The organism is Legionella nagasakiensis, assembly GCF_900639915.1.
Lineage (GTDB): Bacteria > Pseudomonadota > Gammaproteobacteria > Legionellales > Legionellaceae > Legionella_A > Legionella_A nagasakiensis.
The window spans coordinates 26281-50567 of record NZ_CAAAID010000010.1 but is presented as its reverse complement, the minus strand read 5'-3'; the positions used below and the strand labels follow the sequence as shown (position 1 = coordinate 50567).

Genomic DNA, 24287 nt, shown 5'->3' with positions numbered 1-24287 from the left:
TAGGATATCTTTTGCTGCATCTTGAGAATACTGAAGAAATAGGCATGGAGTACGAAAAGTTAATTAAGATCACTGATGAGGCGTGCCAAGTACTGGCGGAATCACAAACCATTCTGCAACAATTGGTTGATCAATTTTCGGTTGGGGCAGATGATTCTATTACAGGAAGGGCACAAATATTGCAATTGATCTTGCAGTACCGACTGGATGCGCAAGATGCGTTGGTGATGCTTTTGCAAATTGATAACGGTTTATTGCAAATACTGGGTATTGATACCCGCCATTCCTCGCAAGTCAATCTGGAACGTATGGCATTTGCTTTGGGTCAGGATGATTTGAAACAAATATTGCGGGCACTAAGTCTATTGGTGACTTCGTTACTGCGAATCGCTCACCGCTCTCAATATCATTTGAGTCGTGATACGAGGAAATCACGACTTTCATGTCCTGTAAATCTGGTTTGTGCGAAACAATATGGACGATTGCAAAAAGCAGTGGAATTGCAACAAGCGTTTTTAAAGTTAATGACTGAATTTAAAAGAAACCTGAAACAGTTGATTAAAAGGGCAGCCATCGGCCCAGTGCTTGATCATATCGCAGCACTAAGAGGACCAGTTTCACAGTTTTTCCAAGCGATACAACATGGGTTGGCAATATCTCATGATTTTTACGCAAGATTTAATATTGGGCTCAAGGAAGATAGAACCATAGGTGCTATATTGCAGGAAGCAGAAGTGGTTTTGCAACAAATACCTTCACTTTATCAGCATCATCAATTGTTTACTCCAGTCAGGCAAGATTCGTCTGAGCGGTTAGAGCAACGGGCATCTGAAAAGCGGTTAGGGCATTTTTTTAGATATTAAAGTGTTAATACACGCATAGACACATTGTCTGGGGAGCATGGTGTTTCGCCTCATGATAACCAGCTATCTATCTTATAGATAACTTTCAAATCAAGCTGTCCTGTCAAATAGTACAGTTCAACCAAATCTTTAATATATTTATGTTTAACCATGGCTTGCTTCATTAAACTCTCATAAAAATGATTTTCAGTTTCCAGGTAATGAACGGGGGTAATCTTACCTGCTTCTAATTCTAATTTTTGGATCTTCAATGCATCCAAGTTGGCAAGAACGGCAAAATCGGTTTGGCGAATTTCTGTTTGAGCGAGGATTAAATTGTCATAATACTCATCAATTTTTAAAGCGAGTTGCTGGCTGAAACTCTGAAAATTCAGGATTTCCTGTTGATAGGCATGAAACTTTTCCTGCTCTGCGTGACCGATTTCTCCACCCGCAAATAAAGGCATGCTGGCGTTAATTCCAACAATCGTTCCGTGATACTTAAGCTGATTATGTTTGAAAATAGCGGATAAAATAAAATCAGCCGGACCCTCACCTAATACATTTTTTCCATCAACCAAGCCACCGTACGCTTCTATCTTGGGCCAATGTTTACCAGATATTTCTTTCAGGTTTTCTTTCAGTATTTTTAGTTTTAACTGATAGGCTTTCAAATCAAAATTATGCTTGCCTGCTAATTTAATCCAATGAGTTTTGGACGGCGGCATGGGAAGATTTAATAGAATATCTTTTTTTAATGGTTTTAGATCTTTCGACTGCGTTTGAGCAAGCTGATTGAGCAATTTTAATAAATGCTGATAGTTTTGTTTTGCTTGCATCATTTTTGAAACAGCTGCCTGATGTGCTGCCTTAGCGCGAAGAACCTGTGCTTGTGTTGCCATATTCAGCGCCACATTTTTAACGGCCTGTTGATAGGTTTCCTCAGTGAGTTTTTTATAGAGCTCTGCGGCTTCGATGCTTTTTTTGGCAGTAAGTGCTTGAAAATAGGTATCAGTTACAATAAGAAGTGTTTTCTGTTTACTCATTTGATAGAACAAGTGAGCGGTTTCTTTTTCAAGTTTTGCCATGTTTAATGTGGCGAAGGCGGAAAAATCAAGTATTTTTTGTTTGGCCAAAATTGCAGCAAGACTGCTTGGATCATTGCTTCTCGGGTTAAAGTCAACCGGAAATCTGCCGAACAATCTGGTTTCATCAGATAAGGATATATTGGTTTGACTCATCCCCATTCGCAATTCTACATGAGGCAGCCATTTTCCAAAAGCTGCCTTAGCCATCGCTTCTTTAGATAACAAAGCCTCACTTGCAGCCTTATATTCCAAATTATTTTTTAAGCTTTGTTCAGCATAATCAACCAATGATGCAGCACCTGATTCTGCTGCCAGGCACGTATATAGAAAAATACTGTATAAGATTCTAGTTTTATTCATTTTTATTTTTTTTAAATAGAGGAAAAGTCAATGGTACAAAGAACAGACTAAACACAGTTGAAGTGATGATACCCATCAGCAGTGTACCCCCTAAGGCTACATTTTTTGCTTTATCTACTCCATGTGTAAATAAAGTAGGCATTACTGTTAGGATTACTACGGTTGATGTCATGATAATGGGACGAAAACGTTCCCGACAGGCAGAAATCACTGCTGTTGAGATGTCTTTAGACAAGCTCGCATGATGATTCATTGCAGTGATGAGCAAAATGAAATTTTTTGTTTTGATTCCTATAAGTAGGAACAAGCCAATTAATGAGAAAATATTTAAACCAATCCCTGTGAAATAAAGCAAGTAAATCACGAAAGCAATGGCGATTGGCTGCGCAATTAAGAGGATAAAGGGGAGTGAAAATGAATTAAACTGTGCAACAAGTGCTACATACAGTAATAAAATTGCGATAACAATCGCAATTCCTAAAGAACTGAAATCTTCTTTTAATTGCTTAGATTGCCCAATGAGATGAAGCTCCTGGTCAGGCGCAAGAACGGGGGTAATGATTTTCATTAAAAGATCATTGGCCTTGGAAAGCGCTATTTCTGGCGTTGAATAAAATTCTAACGCAGGCTGGCCATTGAAGCTTTGCAAAATATCAGGATTCGCAACCACATTAATCCTTGCAACCGAGGTTAAATTGATTGCTTTACCTGCCCGATTATAGACATATATTTTTTCCAGATCTTTGGGTATATCTAATGTTTTCTTCGTTGAATATAAGTAAATATCATATTCGTTTTTATATTTTTCCAAATAGGTTTTACCGGCGTGAATATCTCCTCCATACAAAGAGACAGCATCCGCAATCTCTTCTGCTGTTAACCCGACCTTGGCTGCTGTATAGCGATCAATCTTTAATTCATAGCTTGGCTGTAGCGGGATATTGCTCGAATATACTTTCCCCAAATCAGGGTGTTGGTGAAAAAGAATTTTTAAAACAGTTTCCAATTGGCGAAGTTCTTGATGCTTTTTCCCCGTAATAATAAAATGCAGTGGTTCTTTTGCCCCAGGAAATATGGGTGGTAAACGCACGTAACTTAAAAAACCAGCATGGCTGTCAAGCTGATTTTGCAGATCCTGCATGATCTGAAGTGCGCTATCCTGTCTTTCCTGCTCTGGCTTAAGCTGAGTGATGATCTCCCCCTGGTTTTTCATATTTTCATCAGTATATGCCAGTGTGTAACTTACGCCTGGATGCGCATTTACGATTTTTTCAGCACTCAGTAAATACTGATTGAACGTTGAGTTGGGAACATTATCTAGGGTTCGGATCTGAATCATCAAATGAGTGAATTCCTTATCAGTGGGAAACAAATTTTTATCTATTTTACCTAATGCAAAAGGAAGAGGGATAAACAGACATACAATGAAAACCAGAACAATCAATTTATGCCGTTGAAGAAAGCTCAGTGAAGTTAAATAATAAGATTGGAATATTTGCAATCGGTTGTTAAATAATCTTGTGAAACAATTCTCACCCGGTAATTTATAAATGAACCTCTGGCATAATAACGGAGTCAAAGTCAGACAAGCCGCAGCTGAAACAACCACCCCTGAAATCATAACAATGGAGATATCTTTGAAAAAGATGCTGACTAGGCCTTGTGTGAACACGGCGCTTAAAAAGATGATGCACAAGCTGATAGTATAAGCAATGATAGAAGAAGAAATCCGGTTTAAACTAAAACAGACCAAAGGGATCCCCAATGTCTCAGGTTTGGTATGGAGATCAGAAATGTAATTCTCAATGACAATAATGGCGTCATCCACAACAATGCAAATCAGTAAAACCAGCATCAATAAAGTTAAGACATTGAAACTTAAATTGCCGATAAACATAGCGATGACGGCAGCCAAAAGAGATATTGGAACAATCATCATAATAACACCTGACAAACGAAGGCTGCCTAAAAAAAGATAGACCACGATGCTTGAGCAGATCAATGCCAAAATAATCGCGTTAAATAAACTATAGGCGCTTGTTTCTATTGCATTTTTCTGACTAAATGCTGTAGCCAGTTTCACCTCATTAGGTAATTTTTTTTGTAACTGATTGATTGTTTCTTTGACTGCTTTAATGACATTCAGGGTATTTGCATTGATTTCACTTAATACGCCTAAAGCAATAACAGGATGCATGTTGAAATAGGCTTTTTCCTTTCTTGAATTTTGCTGAAGATGAACGTTTGCGACTTGGTGCAGATAAATTGGTTTTCCCTCGCGCACAGTCAGTACTAGTGAGTGAATGGCATTTAATGAGGGCAATTGCAAATCCAGACTTAAAAAATATTGTCTTTTATGATGTTCAACTGCTCCACCTGGCAGCAAAATGTTTTCTTTCTGAAAAGCTGAGTAGACCAAAGCCAAAGGAATGCCTAAAGCCGACATTTTATTTTGGTCAAGATCCACGATAATTCGATTAGGAACTTCCCCAATGACCTCAATTTTTGCAACGCCTGAGATGCTTCGTAACGCATGTAGGATTTCATGCTGAATGAGATTGGATATCTCGATAGGTGACAGATGCATGCTTTCTACCAAAATCCAAATATCTGGAGCTCCTGCAACGTTTAACTGCTTTAAAATCGGTTTTGAGGCTTTCTTGGGCAAAGTATCTTCCATTTCGTTTAGCCTTCTTTGTAAATTCAAATAGGCTTGGTTCAGGTCCGTTCCAATCTTAAATGCCACATTAATGAATGAAAATCCATTATAAGATTGTCCTGATGCGAAACTGATATCGGGAATACTTTGTATCCATTTTTGGATTGGTTGCGTAATTAAATAATCGATGCTATTCGCGGACAAACCTTGATCGTTCACTTCAATTGTAAAAAAAGGTTCGGAAATATTAGGCAAATTCTGTATGTTCATTTGTGGTATAAGCAATAGACCAATCAAAGTGATGACTGAGAAAATGCAGATAACAATGGCTGGAAAACGAAGTGTATAATTAGTGAGTTTCATGTCTTTTGTTTTGATTGACAATCGTTACTTTTGCGCCATCATAAAGATTTGCAGCGCCAGAAACTGCAATTGTCATGCCATTTTTCAACTGGCCCTGAATCCAGACCACGGGTCCTTTCATTATGGTTGCTTTAACCTTCATGGCTTTGGCTTTATTTTGATCGATGACAAATATTTCAGGAAATCCATTATGATAAACGATAGACTCCTGTGGGACTGAAAAACCTTTTTCGACAGAGAGACGAAACGTGGCTTTTATTGTGTTCCCCGGATACCAGTTTCCTGGATTGTCAAAATCAACATAAACATTCACGCTATGATTTTTTTCATCGCTTATTGGGTCGATCCCTCGGATTTTTGCTGAGATGCTATCATGTGTGGACTGATTTATTATAGTAACTATAAGGCCGGGTGATAATTTGCTCCGAAGCGACTCTGGAATTGGAATGACGGCAATCAATTCTTTAATGGAAGTAATGACATACAGAGGTGTTCCTACTTCAACAACGCTATGTGCAAGGACTTTTTTTTCAGAAATCCTACCGCTAATCGGTGAAACAACATTTGTATAAGAAAGATTCAGTTTTGCCAGTTCAAGATTAGATTTCGCGTTGTTCAAGGCCGATAATGCGGATTGATATTCTAGTTTTTGTGCCTTAAATGCACTCTCTGGAATTGCTTTATTTGCATAAAGTGATTCGGCACGGTTAAAGTTAAACGTTTCTGTGTTGAATGCAACCAATGCCTTGCTGTACATTTCCTCAGCGATATCAAGTTTGATTTGATCATTCGTTTTATCAATCTGTAATAGAATTTCGTTCTTCTTGACTTCATCACCGGGGTAAAAATAAATTTCTTTGATTTGTCCTGGTGTTTTAGCCTGGACTAAAGTTGTTTTTTTCGGTTGGATTGCACCTAAAAACGATTCTGTGTATGTTTTTTCTGAGCTGGATAACGTGGTTGCCGTAATGGCGATTGGATTGGAATAGGTTGCTTTGCATGAAAGTAATATTAAAAAAACATATAAAATGCATCCCAATCCCTGGCGCATACAGCATCACCTATTATTGATAAGAAACTCAAAACGATTGAACCTCGCCTGTTATCTTAACGTCGTGAGTAACAGTATCTTAATCTGGTATTAAGATACACTTTCAGGGTAATTTTGGCAATTAAAATGCAGTTTGCCATACTTTATGATCAAAGAAACATTTAGTAGCTTTACTCATGAACAAGTTATGGTAAGGAGTGCTTAACTAATAATCAACAGATTTAGAGTTTTTTATTCTTTTTCTTAACGATTTGAATAGGATTTGCAGCGCTTTACGGCAAGCAAGGCTGTTATTATCAGACGATTGCAAGCGTAATTTTTCATAGCGCTGTATGTAATCTTCAATCATAGCACGCTCTTGGGGTCTTTGGAGGGCAAGTTCCTGCCATTGTTGCCTTATGGTAGCCGGCGGTGCCGTTCTAATGTTTAATCGTGCTAATTCGTGCTGTAGACGGCGATACTCTTTTAATACTGGATCATAAACTCTCTTCCGCCAATATATCCATATGCTGCCTAAAAAAAGAAATAAAAGAAGACTTACCATCCATAGTTTAAACAGCATGCCCCAATTCCAATGTCTTAGCCCGAATGTTTGTAATAACGATTGTTGTCGTTCTTGATTATAAAAAAGTAGCCAGCGCTCCCAGAAGAATCGAATGGATTCTAAGCGAAGCCTTGTTTTTGTAATCCATGACAGTTTTAAACGGTACTGGTTCCAGTCAAGAGAATCAGTAAGATCGCGGCTCTCTTGCATAATATTCTTATCAATGCGTTGAGTTGCAATAGCTGTCGTGGGGTCTAATCGCTGCCAGCCTAATCCTTCTTGCCAATATTCTAACCAGGCATGGGCATCTTTTTGACGAACATTTAAATATTGCCCCAAGGGGTTCCATTCGCCACCATAATAGCCGATAACGATACGGGCAGGAATTCCCGCAGCCCGTAGGATAAAGGTGACTGTACTTGCATAGTGTTCACAATACCCTTCTCGGGTACTAAACCAGAATTTATCTAATGGATGAGTATCGAAATCAATAGACTTAGGATGTAAAGTGTACCAGAAGGGTTCTTGATGAATATGCGTAAGAATTTTAGTAATGAATTGCGACGTTTTTTGGCCCGCTTTTTCTTTGATAGCCCATGCCCGAAGCTTAGGATTTTTGTGAAGTGGTAATTGTAAGTAGATTTGAATCGTTTTTCTGTTAAGCGGACGATAGTTGGGTGTTTGGATGGTGAGTGCATAGGTCATACGTTGATTGATGGTTTTTCCATCCAGCCTGGTTAGGCCATGAGAAGAAGAAAAGCGCAGTTGCGGCCAACCGGATGCAGGTTCTTGAATGTAAAACAACCAGGGTTTTTGATGTGGCTCTAGAAGTACCTCATAATCGCTGTCTTGTTTCGATGGTAATGGTGTAAGAGGAAGAAAATCATTGCCAGCTTGCGTTTGTGCTGTCCAGCTTAAGCCATCATAATGGGTTAAAAACAGACCATACCAATAAATGTTATGTGCTGGTGGTTCTTTGAACGTCACTCTCATGATCGTACGGTCATCTGGGAATAAGGAGGAAAAAGCGCCGGGTGTTAAAACTTCATTAAAACCGGTCTGACCTTGCATTGGCAATTGAACTTGCCATAATGGATTCGTTAAGCGGGGAAATAGGAAAAATAGAACCATACTGATGGGGATGGCAATTATTATTAAATAAGCACTTTGTTGACCTAATTGTGTGAGCGAGGCGGATGGTCTATGAAGTCTGAATAATAAAGAAAGTACTGCCAAAAAGGCGATAACCATATACAGCAACATTCCTAGAGATACGTGGGTAATAAGCGCTGTAAAAATCACATAAAAGCTAATCAAAATAATCATGCGCAGGTCACGCATTCGATGTATTTCAATCACTTTAAGCCAGAAGAAGGCTATAAGAGAGCCAATAAAAAAACCACTGGAAAAAAATGCATCATAATGCCATCGCAGTAAGACGATCAATCCGCACACCAACAAAGCTCGTAGCCATCCTGGAGGTAAAGGATAAGGACCAATGCTTGCAATCAGGCGATAACTGATAGCGGCTAGTGCAAGCAAGGTTAGCCACCAGGGGGTTACATTGAGTAAAGGCAGGAAACAAATCCCCATGACAAGAATGGTATGCCATAATGTCCTTAAAGGGATTTGCTTTTGAGAATAGACACTCATCAATACGTCGCCAATTGCCGTAAACACGCGTTCATATGTGCTTTGCCTACGCCAAGCGGTGTTCTTGTTCCCTTCAATTCCAGGCTATATCGGTGGCCTAATCGTTCTGCTGTTTGAATCCAATCACTTAATTGCTGTAGACGAAGCTCGATGTCTCCTGGTGGTAAGTCTTCAAGACGAAATAGCCAGTATGAGTTTGTGGGGCTTGTCATACGTTTAAGATACCAGCCTTGGCCTCGAGCCGATATTTTCCACGCAATATGACTGGTTTGTACCCAAGGGTTGGTGACGGATTTCAACTCATACAGTTCCTCGTCTCCAATAGAATTGAGGCTAACAGAGGCTTGATTTTGATTTTCGTGAGCGTTTGGCCAAAATCCAGGAGAAATTGCATAAGGATATACATAATAGTCAATATCAAAGTACAAATAAGTCCAGCTTCGACTCAATCCCAATGGATAATCACTATAAATTTTGATTGGAGGCAATTTAAAGCGACCACGAATAGGTGTTTTTTGTGCCAAAATGGTTATTTTTCCTTCTTTATTGATGTCTTCCAATGATACAGCGTGTGGTTCACCCTTGAGAGATAAAAAAAGTGCGTAATGGTTTTCTGTTTGTGCTGAGACAACAAGTGTAATTTTTGCTGGCTGTCCTTGTTCGACATCCTCAATCGCAAGGCAATGCACACCTATCCCTTGTAAGTTGCGATGATTGCTCCATAGGTTCATTACACCGATAACCATCATCAAAAAAACAAGTAAAAAAGCGGAGTTCAGTTGATAGTTAATTGCTCCTACGCCCAGTGTCAACACGATAAAGACATAGCTCCAGCCAAACAAGGAAGGTAAAATATAGATGTGGCGTGAACTTAGATATTGAGGGTTGCCGGAAGGACTTCTTTTTTTGATCCATCTGTGTAGTTGCTCGTTTAAGACGTTTTTGAGTCGAGTCATCAGATAGGTACCTCGACATAATTTAATAGTCGGTCGGCGGGGGTGAGTTGATTGTCGGACGTTCGCATGATTAGTCTGTGATTAATGATGGCGGGCAATATGGTTTGCACGTCTTCAGGACGGACAAAATCACGTTGTTCAACGTATGCATAAGCCTGAGATGCCCTAACAAGTGCCCTGCCTGCGCGTGGACTTAAGCCATGGTTAAACCAATCATGAATTCGGCTGGCTTGTAGAATGGCCTGAATGTAGTCCAGGATAGGCGCTGCGACGGTAATCTTTAGGCTTTGATTTTGCAGTTTAAGCAGTTGTTGGGGGTCAAGTATGGGAGAAAATTGGGCAAGTTTTTTTCGTTGGTCTTGAACGGTTATTAATTGTCGTTCTGCATCCGGTGGTGGATATCCAATAGACAAACGCATTAAAAACCGATCTAACTGAGATTCTGGCAATAAATAGGTACCCGTTTGATGAGAAGGATTTTGAGTGGCAATGACAAAAAAAGGCGTGGGCAAAGCCTGTGTTCCAACATCAGTTGTAACTTGCCTCTCTTCCATGGCTTCCAGTAAAGCACTTTGAGTTTTAGGGGTTGCACGATTGATTTCATCTGCCAAGATTAGTTGAGAAAAAATAGGGCCGGGATGAAAGTGAAAGCGTTGTTCTTGGGTATTAAAGATGGATACGCCCAGTAAATCACTGGGAAGAAGATCGCTTGTAAACTGGATACGTCGATATTGCATGCCAGTAAAATGAGCTAATGCCTGGCTTAATGTGGTTTTCCCCATCCCTGGGATGTCTTCTAGCAGTAAATGTCCATCTGCAAGTAAGCAACTTACAGCAAGGCGCACGACTTCATGTTTACCAAGTATTATTTGATTTAGCGTATCCACCAATGTTTTTAACATAAGATTGGTTGGTTTATAAAAAGCTTATTTACAAAGTATATGTTGTTTTAAAGGTATTGCAATTCAAGGACTTTACTCATGCCTCAGAGCATGGGACAGTTGATTTTGGATTTCAAATGCTCTAGAAAACTTGCCTAAACCTTTAAGATATGTGACCATAGAAATACCACTCCATTTTACATGTGCATATTATGGCTAAATTTAAAATGGCGTATTTAAGGCCGTTGTATATTCAGGTGCTCATCGGAATTATTATCGGTGTTTTATTAGGGTTATTTTTCCCCGATAAGGCAGTGATTTTTAAGCCTTTATCGGATGCGTTCATCAAGTTAATTAAAATGCTTATTGCCCCCATTATTTTTCTTTCACTTGTTTCAGGTATTACCGCTATGAGTGATTTGAAAGAAGTAGGAAAAATAGGCGCTAGTGCTTTATTATATTTTATGATGACGACAACATTCGCACTTTGTCTGGGTCTTTTTTCCGCTAATTTGTTTCATCCTGGTACGGGCTTGCATATCAATCCGGACCATCTGGATATTAGTGTTGCAAAGCATTATTTACATCAGGCGAATCCGGTCACTGATCCTCAGGAATTTATTTTAAATATTATTCCCGTTTCTTTTTTCAGTGCGTTTACGGAGGGAGAAATTTTGCAAACGGTTCTGGTGGCTATTTTATTTTCCGTCGGAATCATGATGGTTGGCGATAAGGCGAAACCAATTCTGCAGACGATTCAAATCGTATCCACTATTTTTTTTAAAATCATTCATCTGGTTATGTATCTGGCCCCAGTTGCAGCGTTTGCTGCAATGGCTTATTGCATCGGTGAATATGGTGCAACGTCGCTTTTTAATCTGTTGAGTCTGCTGGTTCTTTTTTATATAACCTGTTTTTTATTTGTGGTGGCCATTCTCGGTACTCTTTTGCGACTCTATTGTCAGTTGAGTATTTTTAAGTTGGTAAAATATATAAAAACAGAATTATTAATTGCTCTCGGAACATCTTCTTCAGAAACGGTTTTACCTAATCTAATGGAAAAACTAGAGCAACTGGGTTGTAAAAAATCTGTGGTAGGCTTTGTACTGCCGGTTGGTTATTCATTTAATCTTGATGGTACGGCTATTTATCTTACCTTGGCTGCTTTATTTATTGCTCAGGCCACCAATATTGATTTATCCATTGGGCATCAGCTTTCTCTTCTTGCCATTATGATTATCAGTTCTAAGGGCGCTGCTGGTGTGAGTGGCAGTGGTTTTGTGGTATTGGCAAGTTCGCTAGCAGCCATTGGCCATGTACCGGTGGCAGGGATTGTTCTTATTTTGGGTATCGAACGTCTAATGTCGGATGGCCGAACCATCACGAACATCATGGGTAATATGATAGCGACTATCCTGATTGCCACTTGGCAGCAGGCGTTTGATCCACAAAAAGCCCGGCTGGTATTAGAAGGACAAGAAAAAAGCACGATTCACTATGGTTTCGATGTGCGGCAGCATGAAGCTGTATCAAAAGAATAGTAACTGTTTCCTTATACGATATTCCGCACTATGGTGCGGAATATCGGCTTATGGCGATAAATTATCCATATCATGGGCTAATAATCTGCGATTAGCACGAAAATAGGTTAATGGAGAGTGTTCTAACAGATCGGATAATTTTTCCATATAAATGCATGCATAGCGATCTACTTGATAAGCAAAATAGCTTTCTTCCGCGCCAGCACGAAACACCCGCTCCCATTTTGGATTATAGAATGCTTGCTGTTCATTTAATAGTTCTGTGATTTCTTTGTCTACCGTGATAATTTTAGTTTGTAAATCCTGAAGTTTTTTATCATAACAAGTTGTGTCTTCTTCGATACTTTTGGTGTGAAGTTCGATGTATTTTTTTTCCAGTTTTCTTTTTATGTTCATCGCAAAAACAATGTTCGTTTCAATTGGGCGCGCTTTTTTTTGGGCAGCCACTTCCTGTCCTAACTCTTCAACCACAAGAGCAGTTCGCCAGTTACAGTCTTTTTTTAATCGAAGAATATCGCCGTAAATATGATCACCAATGTATAAAATTTCATCACCTTTTAATTGCAAATCTTCAGTAAATTTTGTTGCATAACCGGCTTGATAAATACCAGGCGCAATTTTGCCGGTTACATTCGTCATGCTGCCATTTTCAGGATTGACTAAGAGGAAACGATACTCATCATAGAAAAAACGAGGCTTATTAGCCAAAGTAATAACGTATTCAAAAAGATCACGCCAGGTTTTGCCTTTATCCATATAAGGAGTGATGGCATATTCCAGTAATAGATTGGCATAATAATATTCGGAATTTGTTAGAATAAAAATTTTTTTCCCGTGTTGTGCGTATCGTTTAAGCCCCTCAACCACACGACAGTCGCGAAATATGAAATTATCAGGTTCATTACAAATACGTTGTTTTAAACTGCCTTCAGCGTGAACGTCATTGACGCTGGATAACACATCAAGCGCAATGACGTTGTAGCTTGGTAAATCATGGGGGTGCTCGTCTTTAAAATCAATAAGTTGGCTGTATAAAACGCAAAACGCAATCGAAAAAGAAGTATCAATAGCCATATAGTTTGGATCGTTCAAGTCAACATAAATGCTGCGGTAAAATTGTTTTTGCTCATTAAATTTAATGGGTTGAGTGCCGTGATAGCTTTGTCGGATGGCACCATAACGGCTGAGTTTTAAAATATTGCCGTTTTTACTGTCAATCACCAGGCCACGAATGGCGTCATGAAAATTAAATTTAAACTTGCGAATGGCTTCAGGATAATTTTTGTGCTTAATAAGATGGTTAATAACCAGTTTATAGACGAGGGTTTCAAAATTTTTGGTCTTATAGCGAATGAGCGTGTGGTCCATGTCCAGACCAATAAACTTAATTTTTTTCATATTTAAAATACGATTTACAAATACTTTTTGCTGCATTTTATTTCCTCAAATCTTACTTCCATATTCTCATCATGAGGATTTGGTGTTTTGGATAAAAGCACTTTATCTCGATATTGTGGCCAAAACCATTTCAAGACGCTGCTCCACGCTGGCCGAAGGGATATGGATAACAGGATATCCCAACTCAGTATAGGTATTATAAATGGCTTCGCCAATGCGCTCTGCTTTTTTTTCATCTTCTTGACGAATTTCATCATGAATCATTGGCAATCCTTCCAGAAAGAATACATGGGCATATCGATAAAGGGACATTTTGTTAATGATACTTCGGGTATCTAAATGGTAAAAACGATAATAAGCTAGACTATCAGGTACGCCGCGGTCAAAAAAAATCAATTCATGGGGTGGCAATTGCTTTTCTCTTGCCAATTTTAACTCAAGAATTTTACTTTGTACGGTTTCATTGTCACGTCGTAAGCTAAAATTTTGCAGATGTTTGGCTAACAAATAGGTTAAATAGGCACGAGCAATTTCCGGCGCAGTACGGTAACCTTTAACTGAGAGCGCATTAATTAAGGTTGTTTTTCCTGAAGAAGGGGCTCCGGTGATAACACACCAATTGGTTTTTCGTTTCATGGTTTTTCTAGTAATTGTTCATATAAACCAATTATGCCAAGAGATAGACTGAATATAACAATCAACCACCCAATTAGTTGTGAAACAATAAACGATTTTTTATCGGCTCGCTGTATGATCTTGGACATAAAAAAACCATTTAATCCATCAGACATCATCATTCCTAACATAAAGATAATGCCCATAGTAAGAGAAAAAAGCCACCCGGCCATCGTCGATGCGGACAGTGAAAAAAGTGCCACTTGTGTTACGGTATCAAAAGACAATGCAAATAATGAACCAATCAATACGATTAAAATGGGGCTGTTTTTTCTTGCAAAAACACTCCTGAACAATAGGCTCTTGGGCCCTAAAGGCGGGGAGTGGGCTTTAATATTTTTTGTTAAGCTCCAGAGAGTGATGAATCCAAAGGCAAATAAAAAAAATATTGATATCCATTGGCCTAGCGGATCTAACCAGGTTGGAAATATAGTTTGCAACTGCCCGCTACCAATAAAGGCACTGATTAAAACTACCACCAAACCATGGCCTAATGAAAATAAAAAACCAACAAGGCTTGCCAGGCGATGATTATCTTTGCAAGAACGGGTCATCGCGTCAATAGTTGCAATATGATCAAGATCAAAACCATGACGAAATCCTAGCATTAAGACCATAAAGGTTAACATCAAGGAAGAAGAGTTAATCATTATTTTTTTTCTTGTTGATTAAGTTGCCCAATACTCCGGGTTCTGCCAAGGTTGAGATATCACCCAGCTCATCCAATTCATCCCGGGCAATTTTGCGTAAAAGACGTCGCATGATTTTTCCAGAGCGCGTCTTAGGTAAAGCGCCAGTCCATTGAATTTCCTCTAGTTTGGCAATAGGGCCGATTTCTTCTCGTACCTGTTGAAACAATTCTTTTTTCAATGCTTCTGTTGGTTCAATTTGGGCTTTAGTCGTCACAAAGGCATAAATTCCTTCGCCAGTCAGTTCATTCGGAATGCTGACTACAGCAGCTTCCGAGACAGCCGGATGTGAGAGCAAGGCGCTTTCCAATTCCTGACTGCCAATACGATGTCCGGAGACTTTAATGACATCATCATTACGTCCAGTTATCCAGAAATAACCGTTTTTGTCATGATAAGCCCCATCGCCAGTCAAATAACATCCTGGTATTGTCTTAAGGTAGGTATCCAGAAAACGTTGATGATCCCCATAGATGGTTTGCATTAAGCCAGGCCAAGGTTTTTTAATAACCAGTTTTCCTGATTGTTCTTCTCCAAGGCTATTTCCTTGCTCATCTACAACGTCGGGTAAAATCCCAAAGAAAGGCAAGCAGGCTGAGCCAGGCTTCAAAGGGGTGGCTCCTGGCAGTGCAGTAATAAGAATGCCGCCGGTTTCAGTCTGCCACCAGGTATCGACAATAGGACAGCGTTTTTCACCTACCACCTCATAGTACCATTGCCATACCTCAGGATTAATAGGCTCGCCAACGGTTCCTAATAATTTAAGGCTGTTTCTTTGTGTTTTTTTAACCCAATCGTTCCCTTCTCGTCGCAAAGCTCTGATGGCTGTGGGAGCTGTATAAAAAATAGTGACTTGATGTTTATCCACAATATCCCAATAACGAGAGAACGTCGGATAATTGGGGACTCCTTCATAAATAATGCTGGTTGCACCATTCAACAATGGACCATAGATGAGATAGGAATGGCCGGTGATCCAACCTACATCGGCTGTACACCAATAGACATCGCCATCATGATAATCAAACACATAGTGGTAGGTCGTTGCAGTGTAAACCAAATAGCCCCCCGTGCCATGCAACACACCTTTGGGTTTTCCTGTGGATCCTGACGTGTAAAGAATAAATAGCGGATCGGCGGAATCCATCCATTCCACAGGGCATTCACTGGGTGCTTGTGCCATAGCCTTGTCGTACCAGACATCGCGTGTAGGATGCCAGTCGACGGGATTGCCTGTGTGTTTAACCACAATGACTTTTTTAACATTAGGACAGTCTTTTAACGCTTTATCACCATTTTCCTTTAAGGGGATGGTCTTTTCACCGCGCAAGCTTTCATCGGCCGTAATAAGAAGAGAACAGTCGGCATCAAGAATACGAGTTTTTAATGACTCTGGGGAAAAGCCGGCAAAGACGACGGAATGGATGGCGCCAATACGGGTGCAAGCCAGCATGGCGATGGCTGCTTCTGGAATCATAGGCAAATAAATACAAACACGATCGCCTTTTTTGACGCCCTGCTGTTTTAAAACGTTGGCAAATTTGCAAATCTGTTCATAAAGCGCTGCATAAGTGATGTGTTTGCTTTCGGTGGGTTGGTTTCCTTCCCAGATGAAGGCGGTTTGATTACTGCGTGCTGGTAAATGGCGATCCACGCAATTGTAGCAAGCGTTTAATTTGCCGCCAATAAACCATTGAATGGTTGGTTCGTTGAAACTTCCTGTGGTGACCGTCGACCATGGTGCAAACCAGGTAATGAATCGTTTGCCTTGCTCTGCCCAGAAGCCGCTGGGATCGCTAATGGAATGTTGGTACATGGTTTCGTATTGAGTTTTATTGATGTGCGTTTTTTGCGCAAATCCCTCTGGAACGGGATACAGTGTATTGTGATTCATGAGTATCTTCCTTGCGATAAAAAATGCGGCAACTGGAGAAGTTGTCCATGCATGAATAGGGTCTGTTGCCAATCAGCTGAATTTGCAGCCGTGAAATGAAATGTCAACAGACCCTAATTATTATGTAAAAATATTCTTGAAATTATCAAGCAAATGATAATGATTCATGTTAGCGGAAGAAACGAGGAACATGTCAAAAAATTTATTTGAGTGTGGGTTATGGAGCAATCCACTTCTCAGTCGCCAATAAGCCCATGTTTTTTATGATGCGCTTTGACGGTTTCATCAAGTCCTGCTGCTTCAGTAAGAGCAGCAACGTTGTCTTTCGTAAAAAATCCATCAAAACCATGGCAACGTTCAACATACTCCGTAATCAACAGAGAAAGGGGTGAGTGTTTTGAAAAAATTTGCTGTAAGTCAGGGGCATCACCGCACGTGCCAAAGACCTTGGCCAGAAAATCAATATGAGCATTTTTTTTCAAAGTGTTGATGACATAATCAATATTTTTGCCACCGTTGGGATGATCGCCATCCAGGACTTCCATGGCGATATGGTGCATGCGGCGCCCATAATTACGCACGAAATTTTCTGTTGGCATGGGTAAATTTTTAAAAGAGTTAATCATGTAAGGCGTATTGTTTGCGGTAAATACTTTGGCAGGAGAGCGAATATCATCGCCATGTTTGGCACGGTTAACGTTGGTTGATGAATTCATATCATTGATGTTATAAGCACCCCAGAAATAATAGTTGGATAAACATAGAAATTCTAAAATGGCATCTTCGCGTTCTCCTGCTAAAATCCGCGTTGCCATATGATCAATGCCTTTAATAAGCGGGCGCAAGTCACTTTCTTCAGTAAATTGATTAGCCTTATTTAATTCCGTTTCCTGTGCTTTGGTTAAGGTGAAACGCTGTCCTAAATCAAGCTTATCAAAATCCCATACATCGTCTTCGCTGTATCCAATGCAATTAAAGGTAAGATCCGATAAACGGGTAAATTGAAAATGATGATTACAATAAAATTTATTTTCAGTTAAATCTGGGTCATGAAATTGAAATTCCTGAGACATCAAAATTTTTTTAGTCTCTTTTAGGTTTTTTGTTTTAAATATTTCCCCTATGTAGCGAGCATTGAATTTTTCTCTCGCGTTGGGATACATTTTATTAATTCGGGTAACATCGTCTTTAAAATTTGGATCCAGTGGTTCAAGAACGATGTAAATAGGCGTGTTTTTTTTGTTAATCAAACAATAAATTTTATGTGTATCGTTAATATAACTAGCCTGATAACGATAAGGGGTCATAAGGTACAATTCTTTTAAATAGGCCAATGCATCACCGGTTTGCACTTGCACCACAACAGAACACATATCACCAAATAAATCCTCAAGCCCACTGGTTTTACGGCGTTCGTAGATTTTTAGGCGGTATTCGTTGAAATAATCGGAATTATGCTTATCCCCTTTGGGCTCATAGGTAAATGGATTAATCATGGTTTTTTCCTCCATTATACTGCGACATAAGGCGTATATTCTGGATACCACATGGTTTCTTTTATTTTTTTATCGATTTCGTGTTCGGATAGTTTATCCACATGCCCCTCTTGAATTGCACATTGAATCACTGCTTTTGCAATATGGCAGCTGACGTTGCGTATGGTTGATAATTCCGGCAGCAACCGCCCTTCTCCTGTTTGCATGGCTGGAGCTAATTCGCTTAATGCCATGGCGGCTGCCATCATCATTCTGTTTGTGACGCGTTTGGCTTTCCCGGCGACAACAGCAAGGCCAACGCCTGGAAAAATATAGGAGTTATTACATTGAGCAATATTAATTTCACGTCCATTAATGTTCACTGCATCAAAGGGACTGCCGGTAGCAACCAAGGCTTTTCCGTCCGTCCAGTATAATAGATCGTGAGGTGTGGCCTCAGCACGTGAAGTTGGATTAGACAAGGGAAAGATAATTGGACGTTGGCAATAATTGGCCATGGTCTGAACGATGGCTTGGGTAAATTGGTTTGGCTGCCCAGAAACACCCAGCAATATGGTGGGTTGTGCATTATAAATGACATCCGCTAAGCTAATCGGCCCCGTGCTTTGCAGTGTCCACGTGCTTACGGATTCATGAGGGCAAGCGAATGGTTGCTGAAAGGGTAGTAAACCAGACATTGAATCCTGTAATAATCCCATTCTATCGACTAAATAAAAGCGGGCACGTGCTTCTTTTTCTGTAAGACCTTGATTTATCATGGCCTGAACCAGTTGTTCACTAATACCACAACCGGCTGAGCCTGCTCCTAACAAGGCTATGCGGTGTTCTTTTAAAGGCATGCCACTGACTTTGGTAGCGGCAATAATGGCGGCAACAGCGACTGCTGCCGTGCCCTGAATATCGTCATTAAACGTGCATAATTGATCCTGATAACGTTCCAGCAAGGGATAGGCATGCTGCTGGGCAAAGTCTTCAAATTGTAAGAGCGTATTGGGGAAATGGCGTTTAATGCTTTGGACAAACCGGTCAACAAATTCATCATATTCGTCACCAATCATGCGAGTGTGGCGCCATCCGAGGTATTCGGCATCGCTTAATTTTTCTTGATTGTTGGTACCAACATCAAGAATGATGGGCAAGGTTTCGGCAGGATTAATACCGCCACAAGCTGTATAAAGGGACAATTTGCCAATGGGGATACCAAGCCCTCCGGCACCTTGGTCACCCAACCCAAGAATACGCTCACCATCCGTAACAACAATAACACTAATTTTTCGAACAGCAGCTACGGCACTTAGAATATGGTCTATTTTATCGAATTCAGGATAACTGATAAATAAACCTCGTGGTTGTCGATAGATATGATGAAAAAACTGACAGGCTTCGCCGACTACAGGTGTGTAAATGATGGGCATCATTTCTTCCAGGTTGTCGAGTACAAAGCGATAAAATAAAACTTCATTTCTGTCTTGCAAAGCGCGTAAATAAATATGTTGTTCCAGTGGAGTCTGCTTAGCAGAATAAGCGTCACGGCAACGTAGCAGCTGCTCTTCTATCGTTTCGGTATTCGATGGTAAAAGCCCAAATAGCTGAAACGTTTCTTTTTCTTTTGTGCTGAAAGCAGTGTCCTTATTTAATAAAGGATTTCTTAATACATTTTGACCACGTTCGCTGACCTTAATTGCCATTTGAAATACTCCTTTTAAACGAGCGCTTGAAATAAAAACGTTTGTTTTAGACTATAGCAAAAAATAGAAAAAAAATGATAACTTATTGGATTAAACGAAAAATTATTTTATACCTATCAACCTAAGCGGCTTAGAGCTTGCGAAGTGATCATAGCGGATTAAACGTGGATAACTGTTTGTGCATTAAGGCATGCCTAAATAAGTGTTCAATAAAGATACCATTTTGGCAGAGGTTTTGTTATAATTTGCGCCAATTTTACTATCCTGGCCAGTAAGTGATGTTGTCTGATTCGGTTGCCGTTGATTCTCAGCTTGCTTTTCCTCGTGGTGATTGGATGGCATGGCTGGTTTGTCTATCGGCCGGATTATTTTTCTTTTACGAATTTTTCCAGCTTAATCTTTTTGATGTAATTAATGAGCCACTGCGTGAAGAATTCCAAATTGATGCTGCACAACTTAGCTGGATGTCTAGTACGTATTTATGGGCTGATATCCTGTTCTTATTGCCTGCTGGAATTATTCTAGACCGTTTTTCCACTCGTCAAGTTATCTTGGCCGCCATGCTTGTTTGTGTGATTGGCACCGTTGGTTTTGCGCTGACCAGCTCATTCGCCGTGGCTTCTTTTTTTCATTTCCTTTCAGGCATTGGTAATGCATTTTGTTTTTTATCTTGCGTCGTTTTGGTGTCTCGCTGGTTTCCGCCGCGACGTCAGGCGTTAGTGATTGGGTGTCTCGTGACCATGGCGTTTATTGGCGGCATGATGGCGCATACGCCATTGGCTTATTTGAATGCTCATTATGGTTGGCGTAATGCGTTACTGCTTGATGGTGGCATCGGTGTATTGCTTTTTTTGTGGATATTTTTAGCCGTTAAAGATCGTCCATATCAACAGGCGCAGTATGATATAAATCAGCAGAAAGAAACACCTGATTTTGTGCGAGCCTTGACTAATCCACAGAATTGGCTTGCTGGTATTTATACGTCTTGCTTGAATTTGCCCATCATGGTGCTTTGCGCGCTGTGGGGGGCCAGCTACTTAGAAGTCGTTCATCAAATGCCTAAGATCGATGCCAGTAATGTCGTGAGTTTAATTTTTATCGGCAGTATTTTAGGTTGTCCTTTAGTAGGTTGGCTTTCTGACAGCATGGGTCAGCGCAAGCCGCTGATGATTTTCGGTGCGGTTGCTACTCTGCTGACGGTGATGCCCTTATTTTCTGGGATTGCATTCTCTAAAATGGCCTTGAGTGTTTTATTTTTTACGCTGGGTGTATTTACCAGCACGCAGGTGATTACCTACCCTCTGATTGCGGAAAGCAATCGTTCAAGCAATACTGGCGCCGCGACTGGCATTGCTTCTGTCATCATCATGGGTGGTGGTGGCGTAGGCCAGGTATTGTTTGGAGTATTGATGCATCATCATGCTGGCACGGCGCACTATACGGTGGCTGATTTCCAATTTGCCATGTGGATGTTTCCAATCGCCACAATCGTGGCGTTACTGGCTGTTTTATTTACTCAAGAAACCCATTGCAAATCGTATTCGTGAGGAGCTTTTATGCAGCAGATGGCTGAAGAGAAAGGTTTTTATCCCATTAAAATGTCGCTGCTGCCGTGGGTTGTTTGTTTTTCCGCCTCCTTGTTTTTCTTTTATGAATTTATTCAGGGTAATATGTTTGCGTCTATTGCAGACAACATCATGAAAGACTTTCACATTCAGGCCGACAAGATGGCGTATTTGTCGAGTATTTATTATTTGTCGAATGTGATTTTTCTTTTTATCGCCGGGGTATTGCTGGATCGTTTTTCAACTAGAAAAACCATCCTGGTGGCTATGTTTCTTTGTGTGTTAAGCACGTTTCTTCTGGCGTATGCCCACTCGTTCTATCTGGCTCTTTTTTGCCGTTTTATCACGGGGATAGGCAGTGCATTTTGTTTCCTTGGCCCCATTCGCATTGCTTCCAGATGGTTTCCACCACAAAGAATGGCGCTGATTACTGGCGCCATTGTGACTATGGCCATGACTGGTGGCATGCTGGCCCAATACCCGCTGACAAGGTTGGTTATCCAGGTAGGATGGCGTGATTCACTTCATTGGGTTGGCTGGTTAGGCATGGCCATGCTGGTGTTTATGTTTTACTGGATTAAAGACAAGCCGGAAGACGTTGCGGAACGGGCTCCTAAAAACAAAAGCATATTAACAACGGCCAGAGTGGCTTATTTAAATTCACAAACATGGCGGGCAGCACTTTATACCAGTTTAATGAATATGGCCGTTGCGGTTTTTGGTGCGATGATGGGCTCGCTTTATTTAATGCAGCGTCTTGGCGTTAGCAAGGAAGAAGCAGCCATGGTGAATTCCATGTTATTTTTGGGAGCTATCATTGGTGGTCCCTTGATTGGTTGGTGTTCTGATAAGCTGGGGCTGCGGGTATGGCCTATGAGAATTGGTGCCATCGCCTCTTTATTAACGATTCTTGGTATTTTATATTTACCGGTTTCATTAGGCATGATGACGGTTTTATTTTTTCTATTAGGCTTTTTTACGGCATCGCAGGTCATCAGCTATGCTCTGGTGGCAGAAAGCAGTTCTCCTGCCATGACGGCAACAGCGGTCAGTCTTGTTTCCATTTTGACTCAAGGTGGCTACATCATTTACCAAAATCTCTTTAGCCTGTTGCTGGTTCGGCATGGAGGAATGGCAATGGTGGATGGTGCGCCAGTCTATTCATTCAGCGATTATCAGGCAGCAGCGATTATTCTGCCTCTTGGTTTATGTATGGCTTTATTTGTTTTATTTAGGTTAAAAGAAACTTATTGTCGGCAGACAAAACAGGAATAATATGGATTCAACACGGGTTTGTGTTTTATTGATGGATTCTTTAGGCATTGGTGAAAGCCTTGATGCATCAAATTATGGCGATGAAGGTGCAAATACCTTGGCGCATATCTATCAAGCTTGTAAGAGTGGCAAAGCGGATAAGTCTGGTTTGCGTCAAGGACCATTGCACATCCCTAATTTGGCACGCCTTGGCCTCTATCATGCGACAATCGCAAGTTCGGGATTAAAATTACTGGATTTGTCTGCTCTAGCGGAACCTGTTGGTTATTATGGTTACGCGGTAGAACAAAGCCTGGGTAAGGACACGCCCAGCGGCCATTGGGAGCTTGCGGGAGTGCCGGTCTTGTTTGCTTGGGGTTATTTTCCTGAGAAAATTCCTTGCTTTCCCACCGAACTAATCAATGAGTTTATTGAGCGTTCTGGATTACCTGGGGTGTTAGGGCAAAAACATGCCTCTGGTACCGTGATTATTGAAGAATTGGGTACGGAGCATATACGTAGCGGCAAACCTATTGTCTATACGTCAGCAGATAGCGTTTTTCAAATAGCAGCGCATGAACAGTATTTTGGCTTGGAGCGTTTATATGAGGTTTGCGAGATAGCGCGCCGATTGGTTGACAAATATCAAATAGGGCGAGTGATTGCCAGGCCATTTATTGGAGAACCAGGTTCGTTTAAACGAACCGGTAATCGCCGCGATTATGCAACGTTGCCACCAAAACCTACCTTATTGGATCATTTAAAACAGGCAGGCAGGGAAGTGATTGCCATCGGTAAAGTGGCAGATATTTACGCCCATCAAGGCATCACCCAAACCATTAAGGCAGATGGTAATATGGCTTTGTTTGATGAAACACTGACGGCCATGAAGTCGGCTCCTGATGGCAGTCTGGTGTTTACCAATTTTGTTGATTTCGATTCATCTTATGGGCATCGCCGCGATGTTGCCGGTTATGCCTATGCCCTGGAGCAATTTGATGCTCGTCTTCCTGAATTAGAAGCCTTGCTGAAACCTGGTGATATGGTTGTTATTGCAGCGGATCATGGCTGTGATCCGACTTTCCCAGGTTCCGATCATACACGTGAACATATCCCCGTATTGGCATTTGGTCCAGAGGTAAAGGGACGGTTTATAGGCCGGCGTGATACGTTTGCCGATGTAGGCCAGAGCTTGGCAGAACATCTTAATGTAGGGATGTTATCGCATGGCATTTCTTTTTTAAATAGGCCATGAATTATCCCGGCTCTTTTATTCAATATTGCACAACGTTGGGTGTAAAACTAACGTCCTTGCGCAAGGAAGTGCTTTACATCCTCTGGCAGGCAAAAAAGCCATTAAAAGCTTATGAAATTCTTGACCTTTTACTGCAAATCAAACCCAATTCAAAGCCGCCCACGGTGTATAGAGCCTTAAGTTTTTTTGTGATGCATGGTATCGCGCATAAAATCGAATCCATTCAGAGTTATACGTTATGCTGTGAGCCGGAAAAGCATTTATATTCAGAAGTCGTTATGGTTTGTGATGATTGTCATCAAGTGATTGAAGTGTATGATGCAGTCATTCAATCCTTGGTATTAAAACTTGCCGATAATAACCATTTTAAACTTAAGCAAGACATTATTGAATTGAAAGGCATCTGTCAGCATTGTTTGCCCTGATAAGTTTGTA

Annotated in this window: 18 protein-coding genes; 6 read left to right on the top strand and 12 right to left on the bottom strand. The window is 40.6% G+C overall.

The window, feature by feature from the left end:
• Window positions 1-11 precede the first annotated feature (11 nt).
• Entirely contained in the window at window positions 12-863 is an 852-nt protein-coding gene (locus tag E1O52_RS09165; protein WP_133128411.1) for a hypothetical protein, read from the top strand.
• Window positions 864-913: 50 nt separating this feature from the next.
• Here the strand turns inward: E1O52_RS09165 and E1O52_RS09160 are convergent, their stop codons facing one another.
• From E1O52_RS09160 to E1O52_RS09135, 6 genes are all read right to left on the bottom strand, one after another.
• The gene (locus tag E1O52_RS09160) at window positions 914-2290 is read right to left on the bottom strand and encodes a TolC family protein (protein ID WP_133128410.1); all 1377 of its coding nucleotides are present in this window, start codon (window positions 2288-2290) and stop codon (window positions 914-916) included.
• Window positions 2283-5312 (bottom strand): efflux RND transporter permease subunit, encoded by a 3030-nt coding sequence (locus tag E1O52_RS09155; RefSeq protein ID WP_133128409.1) that lies wholly within the window; start codon window positions 5310-5312, stop codon window positions 2283-2285. Before E1O52_RS09155 ends, E1O52_RS09160 begins: the two co-directional genes overlap by 8 nt.
• A complete protein-coding gene (locus E1O52_RS09150) occupies window positions 5299-6363 on the bottom strand; it encodes an efflux RND transporter periplasmic adaptor subunit (RefSeq protein WP_133128408.1) in 1065 nt (354 codons plus the stop codon). Before E1O52_RS09150 ends, E1O52_RS09155 begins: the two co-directional genes overlap by 14 nt.
• Before the next feature lie 205 nt (window positions 6364-6568).
• Window positions 6569-8560 (bottom strand): transglutaminase TgpA family protein, encoded by a 1992-nt coding sequence (locus tag E1O52_RS09145; RefSeq protein ID WP_133128407.1) that lies wholly within the window; start codon window positions 8558-8560, stop codon window positions 6569-6571.
• The gene (locus tag E1O52_RS09140) at window positions 8560-9516 is read right to left on the bottom strand and encodes a DUF58 domain-containing protein (protein ID WP_133128406.1); all 957 of its coding nucleotides are present in this window, start codon (window positions 9514-9516) and stop codon (window positions 8560-8562) included. Before E1O52_RS09140 ends, E1O52_RS09145 begins: the two co-directional genes overlap by 1 nt.
• Complete coding sequence (locus tag E1O52_RS09135; RefSeq protein WP_133128405.1) at window positions 9516-10418, bottom strand: AAA family ATPase; 903 nt, start codon at window positions 10416-10418, stop codon at window positions 9516-9518. Before E1O52_RS09135 ends, E1O52_RS09140 begins: the two co-directional genes overlap by 1 nt.
• 206 nt (window positions 10419-10624) lie before the next feature.
• Between E1O52_RS09135 and dctA the strand changes: the two genes are divergently transcribed.
• Complete coding sequence (dctA, locus tag E1O52_RS09130) at window positions 10625-11938, top strand: C4-dicarboxylate transporter DctA (protein ID WP_133128461.1); 1314 nt, start codon at window positions 10625-10627, stop codon at window positions 11936-11938.
• Window positions 11939-11986: 48 nt separating this feature from the next.
• Here dctA and E1O52_RS09125 read toward each other — a convergent pair whose 3' ends face one another.
• From E1O52_RS09125 to E1O52_RS09100, 6 genes are all read right to left on the bottom strand, one after another.
• Window positions 11987-13372: an HAD-IG family 5'-nucleotidase gene (locus E1O52_RS09125; RefSeq protein ID WP_133128404.1), complete on the bottom strand. Its 1386-nt coding sequence runs from the start codon at window positions 13370-13372 to the stop codon at window positions 11987-11989.
• Between the two features lie 66 nt (window positions 13373-13438).
• Window positions 13439-13972 (bottom strand): AAA family ATPase, encoded by a 534-nt coding sequence (locus tag E1O52_RS09120; protein WP_133128403.1) that lies wholly within the window; start codon window positions 13970-13972, stop codon window positions 13439-13441.
• On the bottom strand, window positions 13969-14661 hold the full coding sequence (locus E1O52_RS09115; RefSeq protein ID WP_242602218.1) for a HoxN/HupN/NixA family nickel/cobalt transporter: 693 nt from the start codon (window positions 14659-14661) through the stop codon (window positions 13969-13971). The genes E1O52_RS09120 and E1O52_RS09115 overlap by 4 nt, the downstream gene beginning before the upstream one ends.
• The gene (gene acs, locus E1O52_RS09110) at window positions 14654-16594 is read right to left on the bottom strand and encodes an acetate--CoA ligase (protein WP_133128402.1); all 1941 of its coding nucleotides are present in this window, start codon (window positions 16592-16594) and stop codon (window positions 14654-14656) included. The genes E1O52_RS09115 and acs overlap by 8 nt, the downstream gene beginning before the upstream one ends.
• A 236-nt stretch (window positions 16595-16830) precedes the next feature.
• Window positions 16831-18090, bottom strand: a complete 1260-nt coding sequence (locus E1O52_RS09105; protein WP_133128401.1) for a hypothetical protein — start codon at window positions 18088-18090, stop codon at window positions 16831-16833.
• Window positions 18091-18104: 14 nt separating this feature from the next.
• The gene (locus E1O52_RS09100) at window positions 18105-19778 is read right to left on the bottom strand and encodes an NAD-dependent malic enzyme (protein WP_133128400.1); all 1674 of its coding nucleotides are present in this window, start codon (window positions 19776-19778) and stop codon (window positions 18105-18107) included.
• Between the two features lie 281 nt (window positions 19779-20059).
• Here E1O52_RS09100 and E1O52_RS09095 point away from each other — a divergent pair, with 281 nt between their 5' ends.
• The 4 genes from E1O52_RS09095 to E1O52_RS09080 are packed head-to-tail and all read left to right on the top strand — an operon-like array spanning window position 20060 to window position 24277.
• Window positions 20060-21325: an MFS transporter gene (locus E1O52_RS09095; RefSeq protein ID WP_165474766.1), complete on the top strand. Its 1266-nt coding sequence runs from the start codon at window positions 20060-20062 to the stop codon at window positions 21323-21325.
• 9 nt (window positions 21326-21334) lie between these two features.
• Window positions 21335-22618, top strand: a complete 1284-nt coding sequence (locus E1O52_RS09090) for an MFS transporter (protein ID WP_133128399.1) — start codon at window positions 21335-21337, stop codon at window positions 22616-22618.
• Between the two features lies 1 nt (window position 22619).
• Window positions 22620-23852: a phosphopentomutase gene (locus tag E1O52_RS09085; RefSeq protein ID WP_133128398.1), complete on the top strand. Its 1233-nt coding sequence runs from the start codon at window positions 22620-22622 to the stop codon at window positions 23850-23852.
• Window positions 23849-24277, top strand: a complete 429-nt coding sequence (locus E1O52_RS09080) for a Fur family transcriptional regulator (RefSeq protein WP_133128397.1) — start codon at window positions 23849-23851, stop codon at window positions 24275-24277. Before E1O52_RS09085 ends, E1O52_RS09080 begins: the two co-directional genes overlap by 4 nt.
• Window positions 24278-24287: the final 10 nt, after the last annotated feature.